Below are 19,640 nucleotides of genomic sequence, written 5' to 3' on the forward strand. Positions count from 1 at the left end.
CTTTCCTTTCTGCGTCCAAGCCACCGAAGCAAACGTCCGCTGATTACCCATCACCGCACCTCCTCATCCGCCACTCAACCAGTTCCTTTGTACACCAATCGATCAACTTATGCAGAGGTTCCCTAGGAGATAAATCTCGTAGACTCCGTGACGATAACAATAATCCAGAAGTCCAGCAGTGACTTCCTCGACAAGGTCTGGACCCGTTCGCTGAGATAACTCGGATTCGCTGAAGAAACAGAACCGGCACCTGAAGTTGCACTGCAAAAAGGGGAAATACTCCACATATACGGGAGCGCCGATGAATTTCCGGTCGCTTTCCCTACGATTATCGACAACCCTCCACCCCGCGGGCACTTCAGATATTAAACATAGATGCCCGTCACTGTAGGCGCACAATCCGAGGTGTTCGTGTCGTGCAACCCGGAAAAGCGGCGAAGATTTTCCCATCGCCGCACCGTCCGTTTAGGATGGACAGTGGCTGTTTCCCTTGGCAAGGAAAGCAAAGAGCGAAGAATTAACGGAAACTCGCTGTTTAATGAACTTGACCGGGATTGCAGCGCCTCGTCCCGCCGTTTTGATATGCTTCTCTGATCGGCCGCGCTTTTCGGTGGTCGTTGTAGTTTTCTCTGCTGTTTGCATGTTCGCCTCCTCTTCCCGGCCGTAGTCTAAGCCGACATTAGGCGGAATTTCTGTTTTGAAACCCGATTCAAACTAGTACCAAGACCACGCAGTTTGCAAACGCAAAGTTTGAGCCCGGATTTGAGTCCAAAGGCTTTCCAAGGCACCGCAACCGGCGCGTTCTGCTTTGCCTTGGTACGGAAACACCGAAACTGACTCCTTTCCCGACCGCGTTCTCAGGCACTCATCCCTTAGCTGCGCGCTTTTCCTCCTCGCCAAAAACACCCCGATAGAGCCGTGTCCTCAGGGGCTTAACCATTCCTCAAAACTTTTGGTTGATAATATTCCGCGTAAGCAACAACCGTGAGTTTCTCGTACCCGTAGCGACCCGGCGTTTGTGTTCCGCCGGAGCTGACGGAGGGAACTTCCGACGAATGGCTTCGACTCCATACCAGGGCAGAGGGTTCCGCCGGCCGCCGCGCAACTATTCGCAGCTCGATCTCTTCGCCGGCAGACCAGCGGATTTCACCAGAGCGGCGGAAGAACTTACCACCCCAGAACCGGAGGCCACCGATGCACGACTCGAACCGATTGGGCCAGATGATTCTCAAGCACTGGCAGACGCATCACCCGAAGATGCTGGCCGAACTCCAGAGCAACCATCAACTGGAGCAGACGCTCCACGAAACTCAGGAGCGGGCAGGGGACCTCCTGTACGAACTGATCTCGGTCTGGAAAATGGACTACCAGGCGGCGTGGGAGACGGTGACGCGCGAATGGACCTTCCCGCCGAGCGAGGACCGCCCGCCGCAACGATCGTTCGCGGACTCGAGACCGAGAAAGAAGAAACACCCGCCCGCGACTTCCGGATAACCTCAGCCCATCACATCGGCGAGGGCAGCCTCCGGGAAAAAGCCCTCGCCAACATCGACGCCATCCGCACCCTCAAACTGATCGAAACAGAAAACCGCGACGCGACCGAAGCGGGAAAATCCATCCTCGTCCGCTACGCGGGATGGGGCGCGATGCCGGGTGCCTTTCGCCCGTACCCGCCGCAGGAATGGCAGCCGGTCGCGAACCAACTCCGTGAACTTCTGACCAAGGACGAATACGAAGCCGCGCGCGCCTCGACACCGAACGCTCACTTCACCTCGCCCGCTGTCATCGAGGCGATGTGGCAGGCCATGCAGCGCGGCGTTTGGCAGAGGGCGAGAAAGTCAGGCACTCATTAGGTTTCGATCAACGGGATGAACTAGTTCATCCTGCCCCCGCCGGATTTGGCGTGCTATGCGTACGGTATGGTCAACCGCCAGGATGTCCCGTACTCGCCCGGCTCGCCCGAAGTCGGGCGAGCCGCACTTGCGGCAGGAATAATTTTTGACGGAACGAAACTAGCCCTAGAGCGTAGCCGTCACAAAACCACAACGGAAGGTAGAAATTGTTCTTTTCCGCCCAATTGGCCGTCCACAATCGCGCCCACGCTGGCCGCGTTGGGTTTTCTTCGCCGTGACGCGAAGCAAATCCGCGTCGCTGAAAAGAATCACGCCCGTTGCGCTCTTCAGGTTGCCAGACTCAAGCTGTTTCTCAACGGGGTTTGAGCTGGGAGATGTAGTACGGACGCATCGAGCGCAGCGCGCGCATCTGATGATAGGCGAGTTCGTCGGCGGGGTAACGATGCTCGGGGCCGAGCACGCATCCCGCCCGCGCGTGGCATTGCGGCGTGCAATCCGCCTCGACTTCGACGCGATGCGTCAGGCATTTGGGGATGTCCCATCCCGAATCTGCCCTTACCGCGCCGGCCGGGCACGCGGGAATACAAGTGCGCGCGGTGCATCGGGGGCACGGATCGAAGCCGACCGCGTCGCCCGGTGAATCAAGCTCCTCGTCGAGCAGGAGCGCGGCGCGAAATGCGATCCACGGTCCATATACAGGATGCACGGTGACGCCGAGGATGCTCGGCCCGGCGACTCCCGCGACCTTGCCCAGCTCGATGAAGTTGAGCGTGCGGCCGCTGTTCATGAACGGGTAAACGGTGGTGCATCGCGCGCCCGATGCGCGAAGGGGGCCGGCCACGTCGCGCTCGACAACTTCGCGAGTGAATTCGTCGAGCGGATTTTCAAGATCCCACCATCGCGGATGGCGCGCCGCGTGGGATTTGAGCGCATCCCAGAGCGCGCCGCCGCCATTGCCGATGACGACGATCGAGCGTGCATGGGGATCGATCGCCGAGGCGCGCGCAATTCCCTTGATAGAGGCTTCGTTGTCGTAGCGCGCCACGGGAGTCGCCGCGACCAGATTGAGTCCGTGCGGCGCGGCGGCGTGGCGGATTTTATCCAGAGTCGATGACACCAGTTCAAGTGTATGCGACCGGATTGAGCCAAGCGATCTTGCTAGGCGATCTTGTAGGTGACGAGCGCGTCGGCGATGAGGGCGTCGGACGCGTCGGCGATTTCGACGCTCAGGCTGGCGATGCGCTTGCCCGTCCGCTTCACCCGGGCGCGGGCGGTCAGGTCGGAATTCACGGCGAAGCCCGTGTAGTTCACCGTGATCGAGATGGTCGCGGTGCGTACGGTCTCGGCGAGAGTCCACACCGCGGCGCATGCAGCAACGTCGGCCAGCGAGGCAATCGCGCCGCCGTGAATGGGAGCGGTCCGGCCGCCTTCGTTGAGCAGCCGCAAGTCGAATGGCATCCGCACCAACGCCGCGCCGTCGGCGGCGGATTCGATCTTCAGCCCGAGCATCGCGGCGAACGGCGCGCTTTCAAGCGCCCGGACAAAGCGGCTTCGATCGTGATCGGCCACTATTCTTGCAAACCAAGCGCGTCGGGCAGTTCCGCGAGGTCCGAGATGACGATGTCGGGCGCAGGAATTCCCTCGGGCAGCTCGCGATCGCGCGTGCGAATCCACGCCGAATGCATCCCGACGCCTTTGCTGCCCAGCACGTCGTCGAGCGGAGTATCGCCGACGAACAGGATATCGGCGGGCGCGAGCCCCATCAGGTCGAGAATTTTTTTGAAGATGAGCGGGTTGGGTTTTCGGTAGCCGGTGTCGGCCGAGATAATCACGGCGTCGAAGAGCTCGCGGATGCCGGTGTCATGCATGATGAGGTGGCCGGTCTCGGAATCGTCGAAGTTCGAGATCAAGCCGACGCGCAGATGCCTGGCGATTCTTTTCATCGCGTCGATTCGCGGCTTCGGCGCCCAGGTGACCTCGCGCACCCGTCCCATGTGGATTCGGCGCAGGCTTTCGGCCAGGGGCGCTGCCCGGTCCTCGTCGACGCCGAGCAGTTTGAGCGTGCGCGAGAAGCGCTCGAAGCAGGTAGTCTCGATCGCGTCCGCCTTCGCTCGCTCGGTGAATATCTCGCTGTAAACCGATGCGTGTGCCTCTGCGAAGGTGTCGCGGTCGAAGCGCTCGCCGAGCGCCGTTTCCAGCGCGGAGAAGAGCAGGGGAGTCGTGCTTCGAATTTCGCGCCCGCGCCATTGCATGAGCGGCAGCGCTTCGACATTCCAGTTGACGAGCGTGTCGAATAAATCGATCACGACCGCCTTGTAACGATGCTCAGCCACGCGCGGTCAACGCTCCCGAAGTGCCCACGATTGCGGCGAGATTCAACAGCAGCACGGTGCCATTGAGAATCACCGACATGTGGTGCAGCCGGTCGAACTCCGCCTTGCGGGCAGCGTCGGGATTTGGATCTTCGGTGACGCTGCGGATGGCGTCGGCTCGCGGCAGAATGACCGTGCCGGCATAAAAGGTAATTCCGAGCGCGATTGCCAACGCGACCGTGGTGGCGCCCCACCACATCCGCGGTCCGCGCACGGCGGTGAAATACACCGCGAGGATGAAGCTCACCGTTCCCGCGACGTAGCCGAGCATGTAGTAGCGCGGGAAGATTGCGCTGATCAGCTGGCCGGCCTCGGCTGTCGGCAGACGCGTGAAAACCGCCGGCGCGGTGAAAAACGAGAAGAAAACGATTCCGCCGAGCCAGCATCCAAGTGCGGCCAGGTAAATCGACAAAGTTAAAATCATTTGGCTGTCAGAATTCCTGCTGTTCGCTGGTCAGTTGAGCCAGCGGTTCGGCGCGCCGGGCAGCGGCTGGCGCTCGGAAAATCCACTGTTGATGCTGTGCCATGCGACGACGCGCGGCTCGCCGAACTGCCAGCATAGGAAAACAACTTCGTCGTCCGCGTCATAGGGAAAATCAATCAGCCCCATCTCGATATCCTTGAGGATGCATCCGAACGATTCGATTTGCGCGGCGGCGTCGGCCATGTTGGTCGCGAACGACCGCAGCTCGGGATAACGCCCGACGATTTCGTTCATCGTGCAGTGCAGGATCGAGGGATCGGTGACCGATAATTCGTCGATCCGTGTGCGCAACGACGTCGCCTGCATCTGCAGTTGGCGCATCAGAATTTCCAGACGCGGAATCAGCTCGTTGGCTTCTTCCTCGCTGAATAGCTTATCGAACCCAATATTAGACAATGTTTCCTCATCAGTAGCGCGAGCCGGTCACCGTGATTAACTTCTTATCCAAGAGGTGACCTTGTCCGCGCCACAACTGTATATTACGGTGAAATTTGGGTTGCGTGGAAGGCGTGGCGGGGTTTGCCCCTACGAGGTTCGATTGACCTATGGCAGATAAACCCAAAGGGGAAAAACGTTTCGAGATTGAAGAGGATCTGAGCAAGGCCGAGATTCCCGAGATCCTGCCGGTGCTGCCGTTGCGCGGCATCGTGATTTTCCCGAGTCAGATTCATCCGTTCCTGGTTTCGCGGCCGTCGTCGCTCAAGTTGATCGAGGACTGCGGTCAGACCTCGAAGGTGATCGCGCTGGCGGCGCAAAAAAACCCGGAAGACGAGCAGCCCGCGCCCGAGGGATTGTTCCAACTCGGCACCGCGGTGCGCATCCTCAAGATGTTGCGCTATCCGGATCAGAGCGTACGTGTGCTGGTGCAGGGATTGGCGCGAATCGAACTCGGCCAGTTCACCCAGCGCGAGCCGTACTTCCTCGCGCACGTGAAGCGGCTCAACGAGCCGGTTTCCTCCGACCGGGAAATCGACGCGCTCCATGCGCATCTGGTGAGCCAGTTTTCCAAGTTCGTCTCGCTGGTGCCGTACCTGCCCGACGAATTGCAGGTGATGGCGATGCAGGTGAAGGAGGCCAGCCGGCTTGCCGACATGGTCGCCTCTTATCTGAAGATTCCGATCGAAGAGGGGCAGGATCTCCTCGCGACGCTCGACGTTCGCGCGCGGCTGGAAAAGCTCATCGCGATTCTGGGCCGCGAGATCGAGATGCTCGAACTCGGCCATAAGATTCAGTCCCAGGTTCAGACCGAGCTCAACAAAAATCAACGCGAGTATTATCTGCGCCAGCAGCTCAAGGCGATTCAGAAGGAGCTGGGCGAGGGCGACGCGCGCACTTCCGAAGTCGAGGAGATCGAAAAGAAGATCGAAGAGGCGAAAATGTCGCCCGAGGCGCGCAAAGTCGCGGACAAGGAACTTGAGCGCCTCAAGATGATCCCGCCCGAGTCGGCGGAGCACACTGTCGTGCGCACCTATCTCGACTGGCTGGTCAGCCTGCCGTGGGGCGCCTCCACCGAGGACAATCTCGACATTCGCCACGCGCGCCAGGTGCTCGACGAGGACCACTACGACCTCGAAAAAATAAAGGAACGCATCCTCGAGTTTCTCGCGGTGCGCAAGCTCAAGAACGACACCAAGGGACCCATCCTGTGCTTCGTCGGGCCTCCGGGCACGGGCAAAACCTCGCTGGGCAAGTCGATCGCGCGCGCGCTCGGCCGCAAATTCGTGCGCCTGTCGCTCGGCGGCATCCGCGACGAGGCCGAGATTCGCGGCCATCGCCGCACTTACATCGGATCGTTGCCGGGCCGAATCATCCAGGGGCTTCGCAACGCGGGCTCGAACAACCCGCTGTTCATCCTCGACGAAGTGGACAAGCTCGGCATGGACTTCCGCGGCGACCCGGCGTCGGCGCTGCTCGAGGTGCTCGATCCGGAACAGAACAACACGTTCTCGGATCATTACCTGGACGTGCCGTTCGATCTTTCCAAAGTGCTGTTCCTGACCACCGCCAACGTGCTCGACCCGGTTCCGCACGCGCTGCGCGACCGGATGGAAGTGCTCGAGCTGCCGGGATACACCGAGGAAGAGAAGCTGCAAATCGTGCAGCGGCACCTGATCCCCAAGCAACTCTATGAAAACGGACTCGGCGATCGGAAGATCGAATTCTCTGAGGAGGCGCTGCGCGAGATCATCCACAGCTATACGCGCGAGGCCGGGCTTAGAAATCTCGAGCGCGAGATCGCGCGCGTCTGCCGCAAGATCGCGCGTTCGATAACCGAGGGCGAAACGGCGCCCACGATCGTTTCCGGAGCCGACGTGCAACGCTATCTCGGCGCGCCGCGCTTCTTTTCCGAGGTCGCCGAACGCACGCAGGAGCCGGGGGTTGCGACCGGGCTGGCATGGACGCCCAACGGCGGCGAGATAATGTTCATCGAGAGCACCCGGATGTCAGGGCAGAAAGGTCTCAACCTTACCGGCTCGCTCGGCGACGTGATGAAGGAATCGGCGCAGGCCGCGCTTTCTTACGTGCGCACCCACGCGGCGGAGCTGGGAATCGCGCCGGACTTTTTCGAGAAATCCGACATCCACGTTCACGTTCCCGCCGGAGCGATTCCCAAGGATGGGCCGTCGGGCGGCGTGACGATCGCGGCGTCGCTGGCGTCGTTGCTCAGCGGCCGGCCGGTGCGATCCGACGTCGCGATGACCGGCGAGATAACGCTGCGCGGCAAGGTGCTGCCGGTCGGCGGAATCAAGGAGAAGGTGCTCGCGGCAAGGCGCGCCGGGATCAAGACGATCATTCTGCCGCGCCGCAACGAGCGCGACCTCGATGACATCCAGCCCGAAGTGCGCAAAGAGCTCGAAATGATTTTCGTCGATACGGTCGATGAGGTCATTCGGCACGCGCTGCGTGACGGCGACGCCGTGCAGGCTGCACCCGCGCCCGCACCCGCTCCCGCGGCGGAGGCGGCGGCGCCCACTCCCGCGGCCGCGCCCACGCCGGCGGCGGCGCGGACCGAGCGCACGGTCCTGAACTAATCAGCTCGGCATAATTTGGAAAATGATGCGCTGCGATGTTGGAACGGTCCAGCCGCAGCGCGTATGTTTTTGACGGCCACCGGGCCCGCGGAAATCTGATCTCGTGAAGATAGCGATCGTTGCGGCGGAAGCCGCTCCTCACGCAAAAGCCGGCGGTCTCGCCGACGTGATCGGCGCGCTGCCAGGGGCATTGAAGGCGGCCGGCGAGGAACCGTCGCTGATCGTGCCCGGTTACGCGTCGATTGTGGACAACGTCGAGAATTCGCCGGTCGTGCGCGATATCCCGATGCGATTCGGTACCGGCGTCGAACGTTTTTCGGTGTTGCGTGCGGCCGATCAGCATGGCGTGCCGATGTACCTGATCGATCATCCTGGATTTTTCGCCCGGCGCGGAATCTATGGCGAGAACGGCAACGACTATCCCGACAACATGCGGCGCTTTGTCTTCTTTGGCCGCGCCGCCGCCGTCGCAGCCGCAGAGATAGTCGCGCCGGACGTAGTACACGCTCACGATTGGCATTCGGCCGCCGTGCCGATTGCGATGCGCGCCGACAACGCTCTTCGCCCCCGGTTCGAGAAGGCGCTCTCGATCTTCACGATTCACAATCTTGCCTTCCAGGGTATCGGCAAACGCGAGGACTTCGCGCTGCTCAATATCGGCGCGCCGTATTTTTCGGTCGATTACCTGGAATTTTACGGCCACTTGAATCTGATGAAGGGCGCTATCGTTCTGTGCGACGGCGCCTCAACCGTGAGCCCCTCCTACGCGCACGAAGTGACTACGGACCCGGAACTCGGCTTTGGACTGGAGGGGGTGCTCCGCGACAAGGGCGAAGATTTCGTGGGAATCCTCAACGGCGCCGACTACAATGAGTGGAATCCCGCCACCGACCGCGCCATCGCCGCGACTTACACGCCCGCGAAACCCGACGGCAAGCGTGCATGCGCGCGCGCGTTGCGCGATTCACTCGGTCTGCCGAACCGCGAGCATTGGCCGATGGTCGGGATGGTCACCCGCATGACCGGGCAAAAAGGCGTTGACCTGCTCGGAGACGCGCTCGACGCCGTGATGCACCTGGATTTGCAACTCGTCATGCTCGCGAGCGGCGATCCGGTGCTCGAGAAATTCTTCAAACAGGCAGAGTCACGCTACCCTGAAAAACTTCGAGCAATAATCGAGTTCAACGACACGCTCGCGCATCGAATCCAGGCTGGCAGCGACGCTCTCCTGATGCCGTCGCGATTCGAACCGTGCGGACTCACGCAGATGTACGCGTTGCGCTATGGCACGGTGCCCGTGGCCCGCGCCACCGGAGGACTGCGCGACACGGTAAGTGACTTCGATCCCCGGCGCGCGACCGGCAACGGTTTCGTATTCGACAAGTTCGACGCGGCTGAAATGGTCGCGGCGCTAGGCCGGATGGTGGCGACGTTCGGGGAGCGCACGACGTGGCGGCGGCTGATGCAAAATTGCTTTGCGGCGGATTTCTCGTGGGAGCGGGCTGTTGGGCAATACGTCGCGTGGTTCACGCGGCTGCGAAAAGATCGCGGCCTCAGCTAGAATCCGGCCGTGGCAACCGCGCCTCGCGAATATCTCGTTTACGCCGACGGCTCCTGCATCGGTAACCCGGGGCCGGGCGGATGGGGCGTCGTGGTGCAAGATCCCGATGGCGTTGTGACCGAACTTAACGGCCACCATCCTTCAACCACCAACAACCGAATGGAATTGATGGGCGCGATCGAGGGTTTGCGCGCGACCGAACGCGGCGCCCACGTTGTTATCCGCAGTGACAGCAGGTACGTCGTCAATTCGATGATGCTTCATTACAAGCGCAACAAGAATCACGATTTGTGGGAACTGCTCGACGCCGAAACGGCGGCGCGACGCGTGCGATTCGAATGGGTTCGCGGACACGACACCGATCCGATCAATAATCGCGCCGACGAACTCGCCATGATGGGTGCGAATGGCCGGCTGATCGCCGATGGAGCGTTGCCGGAGAGGCCGCGGACGCGACGTATCGCGCGAGGCTCGAAGACCGACGACTCAGCCGAGACCGCCGAGCTCGCGGCGCGGCTCAAGCCCGGCGAATCGATTCGCGAATGCACGGCCTGCGGCGCGAAGTTTGTCAGCCTCGGCGACGACAACGAAAACGACTTCTGCTCGCACGCCCGCTGCCAGCTTGAAGCACGCCGTGGCTGAAGCGATCGTTCTCGTTCTTTTCGATGGCGCTGGCGGAATGGGCGTTACCAGATCGACGGAACCAACGCGTCCGTCTCGCGCATGTAGGCGTCGTACTCTTCGCCAAATAGCGCGCGCATCGCGGCCTCTTCGGACTTCATTCGTCGACTCAAGAAAATCGCTCCGACGATCAGCGTCAGGATCGCGGTGATCGGCGCTCCGTAGATGAGCGGCCATCCGAACGTTACCAAATATGTACCCGCGTAGATCGGATGCCTGACGTAACGATAAAAGCCGCGCTTGACGAGCACCGGATGCTCGGCCGTTCTGCCCGAAGTAAAAAATCCGAGCTGAACGCGCGCGCCAAGCGCCAGCCACATCCCCCACAGTGCGATCAGCAGTCCAAGCGCGCTGACGAATGCGGGCGCTGAGCCGCCGTAAAGATAAGTGCGCTCGAACGGCGCCGCCGCAAACGTCACGAGGATTGGAAGCTGCACGGCGATCCGCTGGCTGAGTTCTTCGTGTGCGGGACTGTCCTCGGCGTCTTCGCGCACAATCAAATCGGCAAAGCAAAAGCCCGCATATGCCGCCAGGTATGCGAGCACATAGTGATGCTCGGCAAAGTAGGCGGTGATTCCGAGTCCCATCGCGATCGCGCCGACGACGGCTGTCAGGAAGATCGCCGCCTCCGCGAAACGCAGCGCCAGGCTGCGGATGAAATGCGGATGCGCGCCCGGCGCGGCAGCGTCGGCTGCGAGCAACGCGGTGGGCGGCTTCAACCCTCCGGTCGCCTTGCCGTTGGACTGGGGCGCGTCCTGATTCATTTCACTCGCCATCACGCCACTTTTGCAGATGTATTGAGATGATCAAAGAGGGACCAAGCGAGAGCCGAGCCGCAGTGAGATAGGTGCAGCTGGCCGATTGCGCTGATTCGCGAATAAGGAAATTTACCGCGAATATCGAAAATTGGCGAATTCTCTCTCGCATTCTGCTACCGCACTTAAGATATTGAATTTGAAGCATTTTTTATAGCGTGAACTGCTTCGAGTGAGTGGTTGGCTGGAAAAAGCGTCGTCAAATCGAGAGCTTTAGACTGGCACGTGAGTTGCGTTATCCCAGTCAGTAACTGAATACGGGAGGACCTGAAAATGAACGCAACGACCAACGAAGCAAGACTCGCGGGAATCGCATCGATCGACCAGACGGCTGCCGTCAGCGATGTGACTCGGCTCGCACAGTACAACATGCTGAATGAAATCCCGGGCGCGATTTTCGGCATCATCACCGTCGTGTACATCCTGGGCTCGCTGCTCGCGCTGGCGTGAAATCGTCCGAAGAAGCTACGGTAGGGGACGCGGTGGCGGGCTCACCCACCGCTCGCGATACCATCGTGAGTGACACCCAGATGACCGCGGCCGCCAGCATGATCGTGAACCATGCCATCGCGCGAATTCGCCGCAGCATCGAGTTCAGCTGTTCGACGGTAAACGCCTCGCCGTCGCCGTGTGCGGCCACCTCTTCCTGCCGGCCGATTCTGAATGCCAGTCCGAACGTGATGTAGGTCTGGATCAAGATGAGAACGAAGGCGAGCGCCAGCTTCAGCTCGAGCGCCGAACCGATACGCGCGAAGTAGTCGAACTTCATCGACGCTTTCAAGTCCGTCAGGCGCGTCGCACCGCTAATCACAATAACTCCCAGCACCGCGATCGTGAACGGGTTGTAGAACTTGAACCCGGCGATCAGGCTCGCGCGCCGCGCCGCCTCGTTGGGCGCGGTCTCCGCGGCCGGGATCAGCATATAGATGACCGCGAACTGCGCGCCGACGTATGCCGCCATCGCGCACAGATGCAGCCACGTCAGGAATTCGCTGCCGATCATCGCGGTACCGCAAGCTCTCTATGACAGGGAGGCATCACTGGCGCGCAGCCCGCTCTTGCACTGGATCAAACGACCGGGTCGAAATCAAGCGCGCCGGTGCGCGCGAGCCGCGCGTACCTTGAGTCCGCGCAGGATGAAGTTCGGCATATGCGCGAAGTCATCGCCGGCCGGCTTCTTGCGCTTCCAGCCAGCGCTCCGCGTCGATCGCCGCCATGCATCCCGTGCCCGCGGCTGTGACCGCCTGACGATACACGCTGTCGGCGACGTCGCCGGCGGCGAACACGCCCTCGATGTTGGTGTAAGTCGATCCCGCTTTCACTTTCAGATAGCCGACCTCGTCCATCGCGAGCTGGCCTTTGAAGAGCGCGGTGTTTGGCTGATGACCGATCGCGACGAAGACGGCGTCGGTCTTGTGGTCGGTGGTCGCGCCGGTCTTGAGATTTTTCAACCTGACGCCGCTCACGCCGTTTTTGGGGTCGCCAAAAATCTCGTCGATTGCCGAATCCCAGATGAACGCGATCTTCGGATTGCGGCGCGCGCGATCCTGCACGATCTTCGATGCACGCAGCGCGTCGCGGCGATGCACGATCGTGGCTTTGGTGACGAATCTGGTCAGGAAGTTCGCTTCCTCCAGCGCGGTATCTCCGCCGCCAACCACGATGGCTTCCTTGTCTTTGAAGAATGCGCCGTCGCAGGTGGCGCATGCGCTCACGCCGTAACCCATCAAGCGTTTTTCCGATTCGATTCCGAGCAGCTTTGCCGACGCGCCGGTCGAAATGATCACGGCCTCGGCCTTGACCATTTTGCCGTCCACCATGAGTTCAAAAGGCCGCTTGCCCAGGCGCGCCTCGGTCACTGCGCCGGTCATGAAACGCGTGCCGAAGCGAGTCGCCTGGCGCCGGAACACGTCCATCATCTCGGGGCCCTGGATGCCATGCTCGAAGCCCGGATAGTTCTCGACCTCCGTGGTGATGGTGAGTTGGCCGCCGGGTTCATTCCCCTCGATCAGCCGCGGACTGAGATTGGCGCGCGCGGTATAGAGCGCCGCGGTTAGTCCGGCGGGACCGGAACCGAGGATTACGACCTTGTTGATTTCGTCAGCCATATAACCTGCCCTGCGCAATGGTTTGAGATGTTTTGTTGAACTGGGAATCAAGAGTTTATTGTATATTCGCGCGCGGTCAACATAAGCTCTAACCACTTCCTTACAATGGCGGGCAAGAAACAATCCCAAAAGCCGCGCGCCGTCTCCGCGCGCCTGACGCATCTCGATGCCCGCGGGCGAATCCGGATGGTCGATGTCGGCCAAAAACCGGTAACGCGGCGCGAGGCGATCGCGCGCGGCCAGGTCCGGATGGCGCCGGCGACCCTTCAAGCGATAGTTGGGGGGAAACTCAAAAAAGGCGAGGCGCTGGCGGCGGCGCGCATCGCGGGAATAATGGCGGCGAAACGCACGCATGAGATGATTCCGCTCTGCCATCAGATCCCGCTCGAAGTCGTCGAGATCGATTTCACGCCCGATTCTTCCAACTCTGCACTGCAAATCCAGGCGCGCACAGTCACCGACGCGCGCACCGGTGTCGAAATGGAAGCAATGGTCGCAGTGAGTGCGGCGGCATTGACGATTTATGACATGGCCAAGGCTATCGATCGCGCGATGGAAATCGGCGCAATCCGGCTGGTCGCTAAACGCGGCGGCCGCAGCGGCGACTTCGCCCGCGCCGGCGAACAGCCATGGCCGGCGCGGTGAGCGCGCCAATTGCGCGCGCGGTCCTCAAGCGCGGCAGGGAAGGACCGGTCCGCGGCGGAAATCCGTGGATCTTCTCGCAAGCGATCGATCGGATTGAACCGCGCTCGATCGAAGCCGGCGCTCCCGTCACAGTGCACGACGCATCGGGCGTGCTGCTCGGCATGGGTTACTGCAACCCTGCGACCACGATCGCGATCCGGATGCTGGCGTGGGGAGAGGCGCCCGCAATCGAAGAGCTGGTTGCGCGCCGGCTCGGCGGCGCGCTTGAAATCCGCCGCCGTTTCATCCGCGACGATACGAATTCGTACCGCCTCGTGAACGGTGCCGGCGACGGGCTGTCAGGCGTGGTCATCGATCGATTCGACGATGTCCTCGTCGTGCAAATCCTGACCGCCGGCGCGGACCGGATGCGCGCGACGATTGTTGCCGCGCTGGGCGAACTGCTTCATCCGCGCTCGATCATCGAACGAAGCCACGGCGCGGTGCGAAAGCAGGAAGGCCTCGACGACTACGCCGCGATTTTAGCCGGCGAACCCGTGACCGGGACGATCGCGGCCGAGAACGGAATTAAAATCAAGATAGATTTCGAGCACGGGCAGAAGACCGGCTATTTTTTGGATCAGCGCGACAACCGCGCGATTGCCGGCGGGATCGCGTCCGATGCGCGGGTGCTCGACGCTTTCTGCTACCAGGGCGGATTCTCGCTCGCGGCGATTGCGGGCGGCGCCGCGCGGATCGTCGCCGTCGATACGTCCGCGCGGGCACTCGAAATCGCGCGGCAAAATCTCGAACTGAACGGGTATGCCGCCACCGCCGTCGAGTTCGTTCACGGCGAAGCCGGCAAGTTGATGGCCGAGACGGCGGATCGCTTCGATCTGATCGTGCTGGATCCGCCGCCGCTGGCGCGCAGCCGAGGCGATGCGGAGCGCGCGGGCCGGCTATACGTCGAACTCAACTCGGTCGCGATGAGGGCGCTGGCGCCGGGCGGACGTCTGATGACGTTTTCGTGCTCGACGCATTTCCGCGCCGAGGATTTCGTCCGCGCCGTGCGATTTTCCGCGTCCAATGCCGGCCGCAATCTTCGCTTGATTGCGCATCTCGGCCCTGGCCCGGACCATCCTGTGCTGCTCGGTCACGCAGAGGGCGAGTACCTGACGGGCCTGTTGCTGGCGGATCTGTAATCCTGCTCAAAAGCCCCAGCAAGCAACATGTTGCAGCGTTTGGCACCGTGACCTGCAAGATGGCGAGCGCTCTCGAACGCCACATTCGCTTCGCAATCGCACTTGTAGCGTCCGTCACTGGCTCCCCCTCCAGAAGCTTCAGAGATTGCATTCGCGATAACACACGGTGTTCCCAGCGGCGGTGGGAGGAGTCCGTTGCGCGTCTGGTGGGCGCGGTACGGAACCGCAGTGGCCCGATTCTTCGCGCGCAAAATGCGACTTGCCAAGACCCCGGGTTTGCTTGAGTATAGAGCAAATTTTTCCGCGGGATCGGCCGAATGGAGCGAAACCTCCGTGCATACAGCTTAATCAAGACCCTATTTGCTCTAATCGCGCTCGCGACCGCTGCGTGTCATCGGCAAGTTGCACTCCCGCCGTTGCCGCTTCCCAATATCACGCTGACCGACAAGTTTTTCGATGTATGGCCGACCAGCCCGACGCGCGCATTTGTCGTCGGCGATCGGGGCAAGGTGCTGTTGACCGAGGACGGCGGCCGTCATTTCAAGCGGATCGACATCGGCACCAGCCTGGGCATCTTCGGAATCCAGATGGCCGACGATCAGAACGGCTACCTGTGCGGGCAGGACGGCCTCGTGATGCGCACGCGCGACGGCGGCAAGAGCTGGGAGCGGCTCAACTCGCGAACCCACCTGTTCATTTTCGGCCTGTCGTTTCCCGACGCGCTTCATGGCTTCTTTGTCGGCGACCGCGCGCTGGTGATGAGCACGACCAACGGCGGCGAGAGTTTCATCAAGCGCCAGTTGCAGCGGCTTTTTCCGCAGGAGCTGGCCGACTACGCGCTGCCGTACGAGGAGCCGATTCTGTACAGTGCGAGTTTCCTCGACGTCGATCACGGATGGGTGGTCGGCGAGTTGGGGCGAATCTGGGCGACCGAAAATGGCGGCAAGAGCTGGGATGAGCAGCAGCAACCGCTGGTGGCGCAATGGAAACGTCCGCTCGGACCCGGCGACGATCCGCGCTTCGCCGATTTTATCCTGCCGACTTTATTCAGCGTCTCGTTCCGCGATCAAAAGCATGGCGCGGCGTGCGGACTCGAGGGATGGGTGGTGCAGACCGACGACGGCGGCAAGAGCTGGCGGTTTGCCCATCAGTCGGACCAGCCGGGCGCGGAGCCTGACACGCTGGTGCCGGGAGCGGTGCAGATTCCAGCGCGCGATCCGCTGTTCTCGATCGATCTGTTTGCCGGCGACCAGGGAATCACTACCGGACTGACGGGCGCCGTGCTGCGCCTTCAGTCCAACGGCGCATGGGCGCATGATCCGACCGTGCCCGCGATACCGTTCCCGCTCAGCCAGGTGCGGTTCTTCGACGCGCAGCACGGATGGATCGTCGGCTACGGCACCATCCTTTACACCGAGGACGGCGGCAAGACCTGGCGCTTGTGCCAGGGTTGAGCGCAAACGCGCGAGCACGGGGACTGCGGACAACGCAATGACCTGGTATCGTTTTGGTGAATGGATTCTGCGCCGGCGCTTCATCGTGTTGGGCGTCGTCGGCGCGCTCACCGTATTCTTCGGCTACTTCGCGGCGCAAACCCAACTCGTTACGAGCTTCGGCGAACTGCTTCCGCAGAACCATCCGTTCATCCAGGTCGCGCACAAGTACGACCAGTACTTCGGCAGCGTCAACAACGTCACGATCATGATCGAGGCGAAAGAGGGGACGATCTACAACACCGCGATCATCGGCAAAATAGTCCGGATGACGCGCGACATCGATCTCGTTTACGGCATCCAGCACGGCTCGGTGCGCTCGATCGCGACTTCCAGCTATTTCCGCCCGCTGGCCGGCGGCGTGATTCTCAATACCCCCGTGCTGCCCAACGGCGACGTTCCCAAGACCGCCGGCGAGCTGGAAGAACTCGAGAGCAACGTCCACAAAAATCCCGGCGTGATTTTCGGCCGCTTCGTCTCGCTCGACGACAAGGCGGCGGTGATCGAGGGCAGCTTCCTCGAGACGCGACTCGACTACACGCGCATCTTCGACGAGATTCGGCGTATCGTGGTGGACCCGGAGCGCGACGCGTCGGTGCATATCTACTACGGCGGACAGCCGATCCTGTACGGATGGGTGTATCACTACACGCCGGAATTTCTCTGGATTTTTGTCGCCACGGTGCTCGCCGTCTGGACCCTGCTCTATCTTTATTTCAGCGATTGGCGCGGTGCGCTGCGCCCGACGATCTCCGGCGTGATTTGCGCCATCTGGGGCCTCGGCTTCATCCGGCTGCTCGGCTTCGGACTCGATCCGCTGGTGCTCGTCATCCCGTTCCTGATAACCGCGCGCGCCGTCAGCCATTCAGTGCAGATGCACGATCGGTACTACGAAGAGTTTTACCGCCTGCGCGACAAGGAAAGGGCCATCCTGTCGTCGTTTTCCGAGCTGTTCGTTCCGTCGCTGTCGGGAATTCTGGCCGATGCGTTCGGCGTGCTCATCATCCTGCTCGTGCCGGTTCTGTTTCTGCAGAAACTCGCGATCACCGCGAGCTTCTGGATCGCCGCGATCATCGTGAGCGAGCTGATACTCAATCCGATCGTGTACTACTACCTCGACCCGCCGCGCATCGACGTGATCGAGCGCCGCGAGCATGGCTTCTTCAAACGAATGCTGCAGTCGATCGCAAGGCCGATGCTGGAAAGATCGGGCCGCATCGCCGCGTTCGCCGCCACGATCGCGGCGATCGCGATGTGCGCGTTCTTCTGGTCCGGACTCAGGGTCGGCGACCCGTCGTCTGAATCGCCCATTTTGTGGCCCGACTCGGCGTATAACCGCTCGATGGCCGCCATCCAGAGCGAGTTTGGCGCGATTGAGCAGTTCGTCGTTGTAGCGGAGCTCGCCCGGCGCGAATCGCTCAACGATCCCAAGCTGTACCACGTCATGGACGAGTACGAGCGCTACATGGAGCGCGATCCGGCGGTTGGGCGCACATTCTCGGTTGCCGATCTGCTGTCGAACGGCGGCTCCGCGCTCAGGGAATTCCAGCCCAAGTGGAACGTGCTGCCGACCACCACGCGCGAAACCGGACAGCTGCTCGGCGGATTGCTGGCCGGCGCGTCTCCGCTGTCGACCGCCTACATCATCACGCCACGGCGCGACGCCACCCAGATGACGGTGTATTCCAAGGATCGCGAGGGCGAAAACGTCCAACGAATCGTGTTGCGCACCCAGCGATTCTTCGACGAGCCCAAGCATCGCGTGCCCGGCGTGACGTTTTCGCTCGCCGCCGGAATAATCGGCGAGCTCGCCGCCGCCAATCAGGAAATCATCGACAATGATCTTTTGCTGAACGTACTCGCGTTCGCCACTATCTACATAATAATACTCATAACCTATCGCTCGTTCATGGCGGGACTCTATTTGCTATTCCCCCTGGCGCTCGCCAACGCTGCTATTAATGCCTACATGGGCGCACATAACATCGGTATCAACATTAATACTCTGCCGGTAGTCACTGTCGGCGTCGGATTTGGGATTGACTATTCCATCTACATAGTAAGCCGGATTATCGAAGAACTCGCCCTGGGCTGCGATCTCAAGCGCAGTACCTATACTGCTTTGATCACCTCGGGAAAGGCCGTCGCATTCACCGCGCTGACGCTGGTCGCGTCGGTTCTGTTCTGGTACTGGTCGAGCATCCGCTTCGACGCCGAGATGGGCCTGCTGCTGGCGGTCTGGATGTTCGTTTCGATGCTTGGTGCGATGACCATTCTGCCCGTCTTGATCGTGACTTTCGATCCCGCCTTCATCCGCCGCGAGAAGGAACGCGCAGTCGCATCGAGGCGCCCCGACCTGGAAAGCCGCACGCCGGCCGCATCTTCATCATCAACAACTCTCATGAATAATCTGATTGGGCGCCCGCGATGAAACCCGTGGTTCATTATCGATGAACTCAGGCCCCATGATCCGCGCCGAAGGTCTGCGCAAGCGTTACGGCCACCGCGTCGCGCTCGACGGCGTGTCGTTTACCGTCAACGCAGGCGAGATCGTCGGCCTGCTCGGTCCCAACGGCGCCGGCAAGACCACCGCGCTCTTGATTCTGTCGGGCGTGATCGCTCCGGACTCCGGCCGCGCCTCGATTGGCTCTTACGATCTCGCCACCGCGCCGCGCCTGGCGCGCCAGAGGCTGGGCCTGGTGCCGCAATCGCTCGCTCTTTACCCCACGCTCACCGCGCTTGAAAACCTCGTGTTCTTTGGACGGATGGAGGGGATGGCCTCGCGCGACGCTTTGAGCCACGCCCGCACTTTGCTCGAGGAAGTCGGGCTGGGCGATCGCGCTGACGACGTGGTAAACGAATTTTCCGGCGGCATGATGCGCCGGCTGAACATCGCGTGCGCAATGGTGCACTTTCCGGCGGCGCTCATGCTCGACGAGCCGACCGTCGGCGTCGATCCGCAATCGCGCGGGCGGATCTTCGCGATCGTCGAGGCGGCCGCGCAAGCCGGCGGCGCGATCCTCTACAGCACGCACTACATGGAAGAAGCAGAACGGCTATGCAACCGAATCGTGCTGATCGATCACGGGAAAATAGTTGCGCAGGGCACCGACCGGGAACTGATCGCATTGGCGGGAACCGAACCGCGGATCGAAATCTTGACCAAAAAAGCGCTGCTGCCCGGATGGTCCAATGGGATCGCGGGCGTCGGCGAACTGCCGGGGGATGCCCTCGACGGCTTCGCGGCTGCGCTCACGCTGCGCACGCTCGACCAGGTGCCCGACGTGATTCGCCGCGCCGGCGAGATTGGCGGCGAGGTCGTCGAGTTCCACGTCCATCGTCCCAATCTCCAGGACGCTTTCCTGAAACTCACCGGCCGCGCGCTTCGCGATACGCCATGAACATGATGCGTCCC

At 61.5% G+C, this 19,640-nt stretch carries 19 protein-coding genes and 1 pseudogene; 12 read left to right on the forward strand and 8 right to left on the reverse strand.

The features are described 5' to 3' along the window. Positions 1-375: 375 nt before the first annotated feature. From ABR989_RS12440 to ABR989_RS12450, 3 genes are all read left to right on the forward strand, one after another. Positions 376-594 carry a hypothetical protein gene (locus ABR989_RS12440; protein WP_428128994.1) on the forward strand — a complete coding sequence of 73 codons (219 nt, stop codon included), beginning with the start codon at positions 376-378 and terminating at the stop codon, positions 592-594. 600 nt (positions 595-1,194) lie between these two features. Then, positions 1,195-1,494 (forward strand): hypothetical protein, encoded by a 300-nt coding sequence (locus tag ABR989_RS12445; RefSeq protein ID WP_428128996.1) that lies wholly within the window; start codon positions 1,195-1,197, stop codon positions 1,492-1,494. Continuing rightward, positions 1,398-1,853: a hypothetical protein gene (locus ABR989_RS12450; protein ID WP_428128998.1), complete on the forward strand. Its 456-nt coding sequence runs from the start codon at positions 1,398-1,400 to the stop codon at positions 1,851-1,853. Before ABR989_RS12445 ends, ABR989_RS12450 begins: the two co-directional genes overlap by 97 nt. Positions 1,854-2,205: 352 nt before the next feature. Here the strand turns inward: ABR989_RS12450 and ABR989_RS12455 are convergent, their stop codons facing one another. Genes ABR989_RS12455 through ABR989_RS12475 form a run of 5 tightly spaced genes read right to left on the reverse strand, consistent with a single transcriptional unit; the run spans position 2,206 to position 5,105 of the window. Next, positions 2,206-2,970, reverse strand: coding sequence for a hypothetical protein (locus tag ABR989_RS12455; RefSeq protein ID WP_428129000.1), 765 nt, complete (start codon positions 2,968-2,970; stop codon positions 2,206-2,208). Positions 2,971-3,011: 41 nt separating this feature from the next. After that, positions 3,012-3,422, reverse strand: coding sequence for a PaaI family thioesterase (locus ABR989_RS12460; protein ID WP_428129002.1), 411 nt, complete (start codon positions 3,420-3,422; stop codon positions 3,012-3,014). Beyond that, entirely contained in the window at positions 3,422-4,186 is a 765-nt protein-coding gene (locus tag ABR989_RS12465; RefSeq protein WP_428129005.1) for an HAD family hydrolase, read from the reverse strand. The genes ABR989_RS12460 and ABR989_RS12465 overlap by 1 nt, the downstream gene beginning before the upstream one ends. After that, positions 4,179-4,649, reverse strand: a complete 471-nt coding sequence (locus ABR989_RS12470) for a DUF4149 domain-containing protein (protein ID WP_428129007.1) — start codon at positions 4,647-4,649, stop codon at positions 4,179-4,181. Before ABR989_RS12470 ends, ABR989_RS12465 begins: the two co-directional genes overlap by 8 nt. A gap of 30 nt (positions 4,650-4,679) precedes the next feature. Next, positions 4,680-5,105, reverse strand: a complete 426-nt coding sequence (locus ABR989_RS12475; RefSeq protein WP_428129009.1) for a DUF2203 domain-containing protein — start codon at positions 5,103-5,105, stop codon at positions 4,680-4,682. 149 nt (positions 5,106-5,254) lie between these two features. Here ABR989_RS12475 and lon point away from each other — a divergent pair, with 149 nt between their 5' ends. The 3 genes and pseudogenes from lon to ABR989_RS12490 form a co-directional block, all read left to right on the forward strand. Then, entirely contained in the window at positions 5,255-7,741 is a 2,487-nt protein-coding gene (lon, locus tag ABR989_RS12480) for an endopeptidase La (RefSeq protein WP_428129011.1), read from the forward strand. A gap of 103 nt (positions 7,742-7,844) precedes the next feature. Beyond that, the gene (gene glgA / locus ABR989_RS12485) at positions 7,845-9,302 is read left to right on the forward strand and encodes a glycogen synthase GlgA (protein ID WP_428129013.1); all 1,458 of its coding nucleotides are present in this window, start codon (positions 7,845-7,847) and stop codon (positions 9,300-9,302) included. Positions 9,303-9,311: 9 nt separating this feature from the next. After that, a pseudogene (locus tag ABR989_RS12490) lies at positions 9,312-9,710 on the forward strand (ribonuclease H family protein); the annotation flags it as partial. Positions 9,711-9,988: 278 nt separating this feature from the next. On the opposite strand, the gene ABR989_RS12495 reads toward ABR989_RS12490, so the two are convergent. After that, a complete protein-coding gene (locus ABR989_RS12495) occupies positions 9,989-10,759 on the reverse strand; it encodes a methyltransferase family protein (RefSeq protein WP_428129016.1) in 771 nt (256 codons plus the stop codon). 312 nt (positions 10,760-11,071) lie between these two features. Between ABR989_RS12495 and ABR989_RS12500 the strand changes: the two genes are divergently transcribed. Continuing rightward, positions 11,072-11,248, forward strand: a complete 177-nt coding sequence (locus ABR989_RS12500) for a hypothetical protein (protein ID WP_428129018.1) — start codon at positions 11,072-11,074, stop codon at positions 11,246-11,248. On the opposite strand, the gene ABR989_RS12505 is transcribed toward ABR989_RS12500, so the two are convergent. Both ABR989_RS12505 and trxB read right to left on the reverse strand, forming a co-directional pair. Next, positions 11,205-11,801 (reverse strand): hypothetical protein, encoded by a 597-nt coding sequence (locus ABR989_RS12505; protein ID WP_428129020.1) that lies wholly within the window; start codon positions 11,799-11,801, stop codon positions 11,205-11,207. The genes ABR989_RS12500 and ABR989_RS12505 overlap by 44 nt on opposite strands. A gap of 157 nt (positions 11,802-11,958) precedes the next feature. Beyond that, positions 11,959-12,906, reverse strand: coding sequence for a thioredoxin-disulfide reductase (gene trxB, locus ABR989_RS12510; protein WP_428129021.1), 948 nt, complete (start codon positions 12,904-12,906; stop codon positions 11,959-11,961). A 105-nt stretch (positions 12,907-13,011) separates the two neighbouring features. On the opposite strand from trxB, the gene moaC reads away from it, so the two are divergent. From moaC to ABR989_RS12535, 5 genes are all read left to right on the forward strand, one after another. Then, positions 13,012-13,551 carry a cyclic pyranopterin monophosphate synthase MoaC gene (gene moaC, locus ABR989_RS12515; protein ID WP_428129024.1) on the forward strand — a complete coding sequence of 180 codons (540 nt, stop codon included), beginning with the start codon at positions 13,012-13,014 and terminating at the stop codon, positions 13,549-13,551. Beyond that, entirely contained in the window at positions 13,536-14,732 is a 1,197-nt protein-coding gene (locus ABR989_RS12520) for a class I SAM-dependent rRNA methyltransferase (RefSeq protein WP_428129026.1), read from the forward strand. The genes moaC and ABR989_RS12520 overlap by 16 nt, the downstream gene beginning before the upstream one ends. 317 nt (positions 14,733-15,049) lie before the next feature. Continuing rightward, positions 15,050-16,186 carry a WD40/YVTN/BNR-like repeat-containing protein gene (locus tag ABR989_RS12525; RefSeq protein ID WP_428129028.1) on the forward strand — a complete coding sequence of 379 codons (1,137 nt, stop codon included), beginning with the start codon at positions 15,050-15,052 and terminating at the stop codon, positions 16,184-16,186. A 37-nt stretch (positions 16,187-16,223) separates the two neighbouring features. Then, a complete protein-coding gene (locus ABR989_RS12530; RefSeq protein WP_428129031.1) occupies positions 16,224-18,656 on the forward strand; it encodes an efflux RND transporter permease subunit in 2,433 nt (810 codons plus the stop codon). 19 nt (positions 18,657-18,675) lie between these two features. Beyond that, complete coding sequence (locus tag ABR989_RS12535; protein ID WP_428129033.1) at positions 18,676-19,626, forward strand: ABC transporter ATP-binding protein; 951 nt, start codon at positions 18,676-18,678, stop codon at positions 19,624-19,626. Positions 19,627-19,640: the final 14 nt, after the last annotated feature.

Source organism: Binatus soli (SeqCode) (assembly GCF_050015535.1).
Taxonomy (GTDB): domain Bacteria; phylum Desulfobacterota; class Binatia; order Binatales; family Binataceae; genus Binatus; species Binatus soli.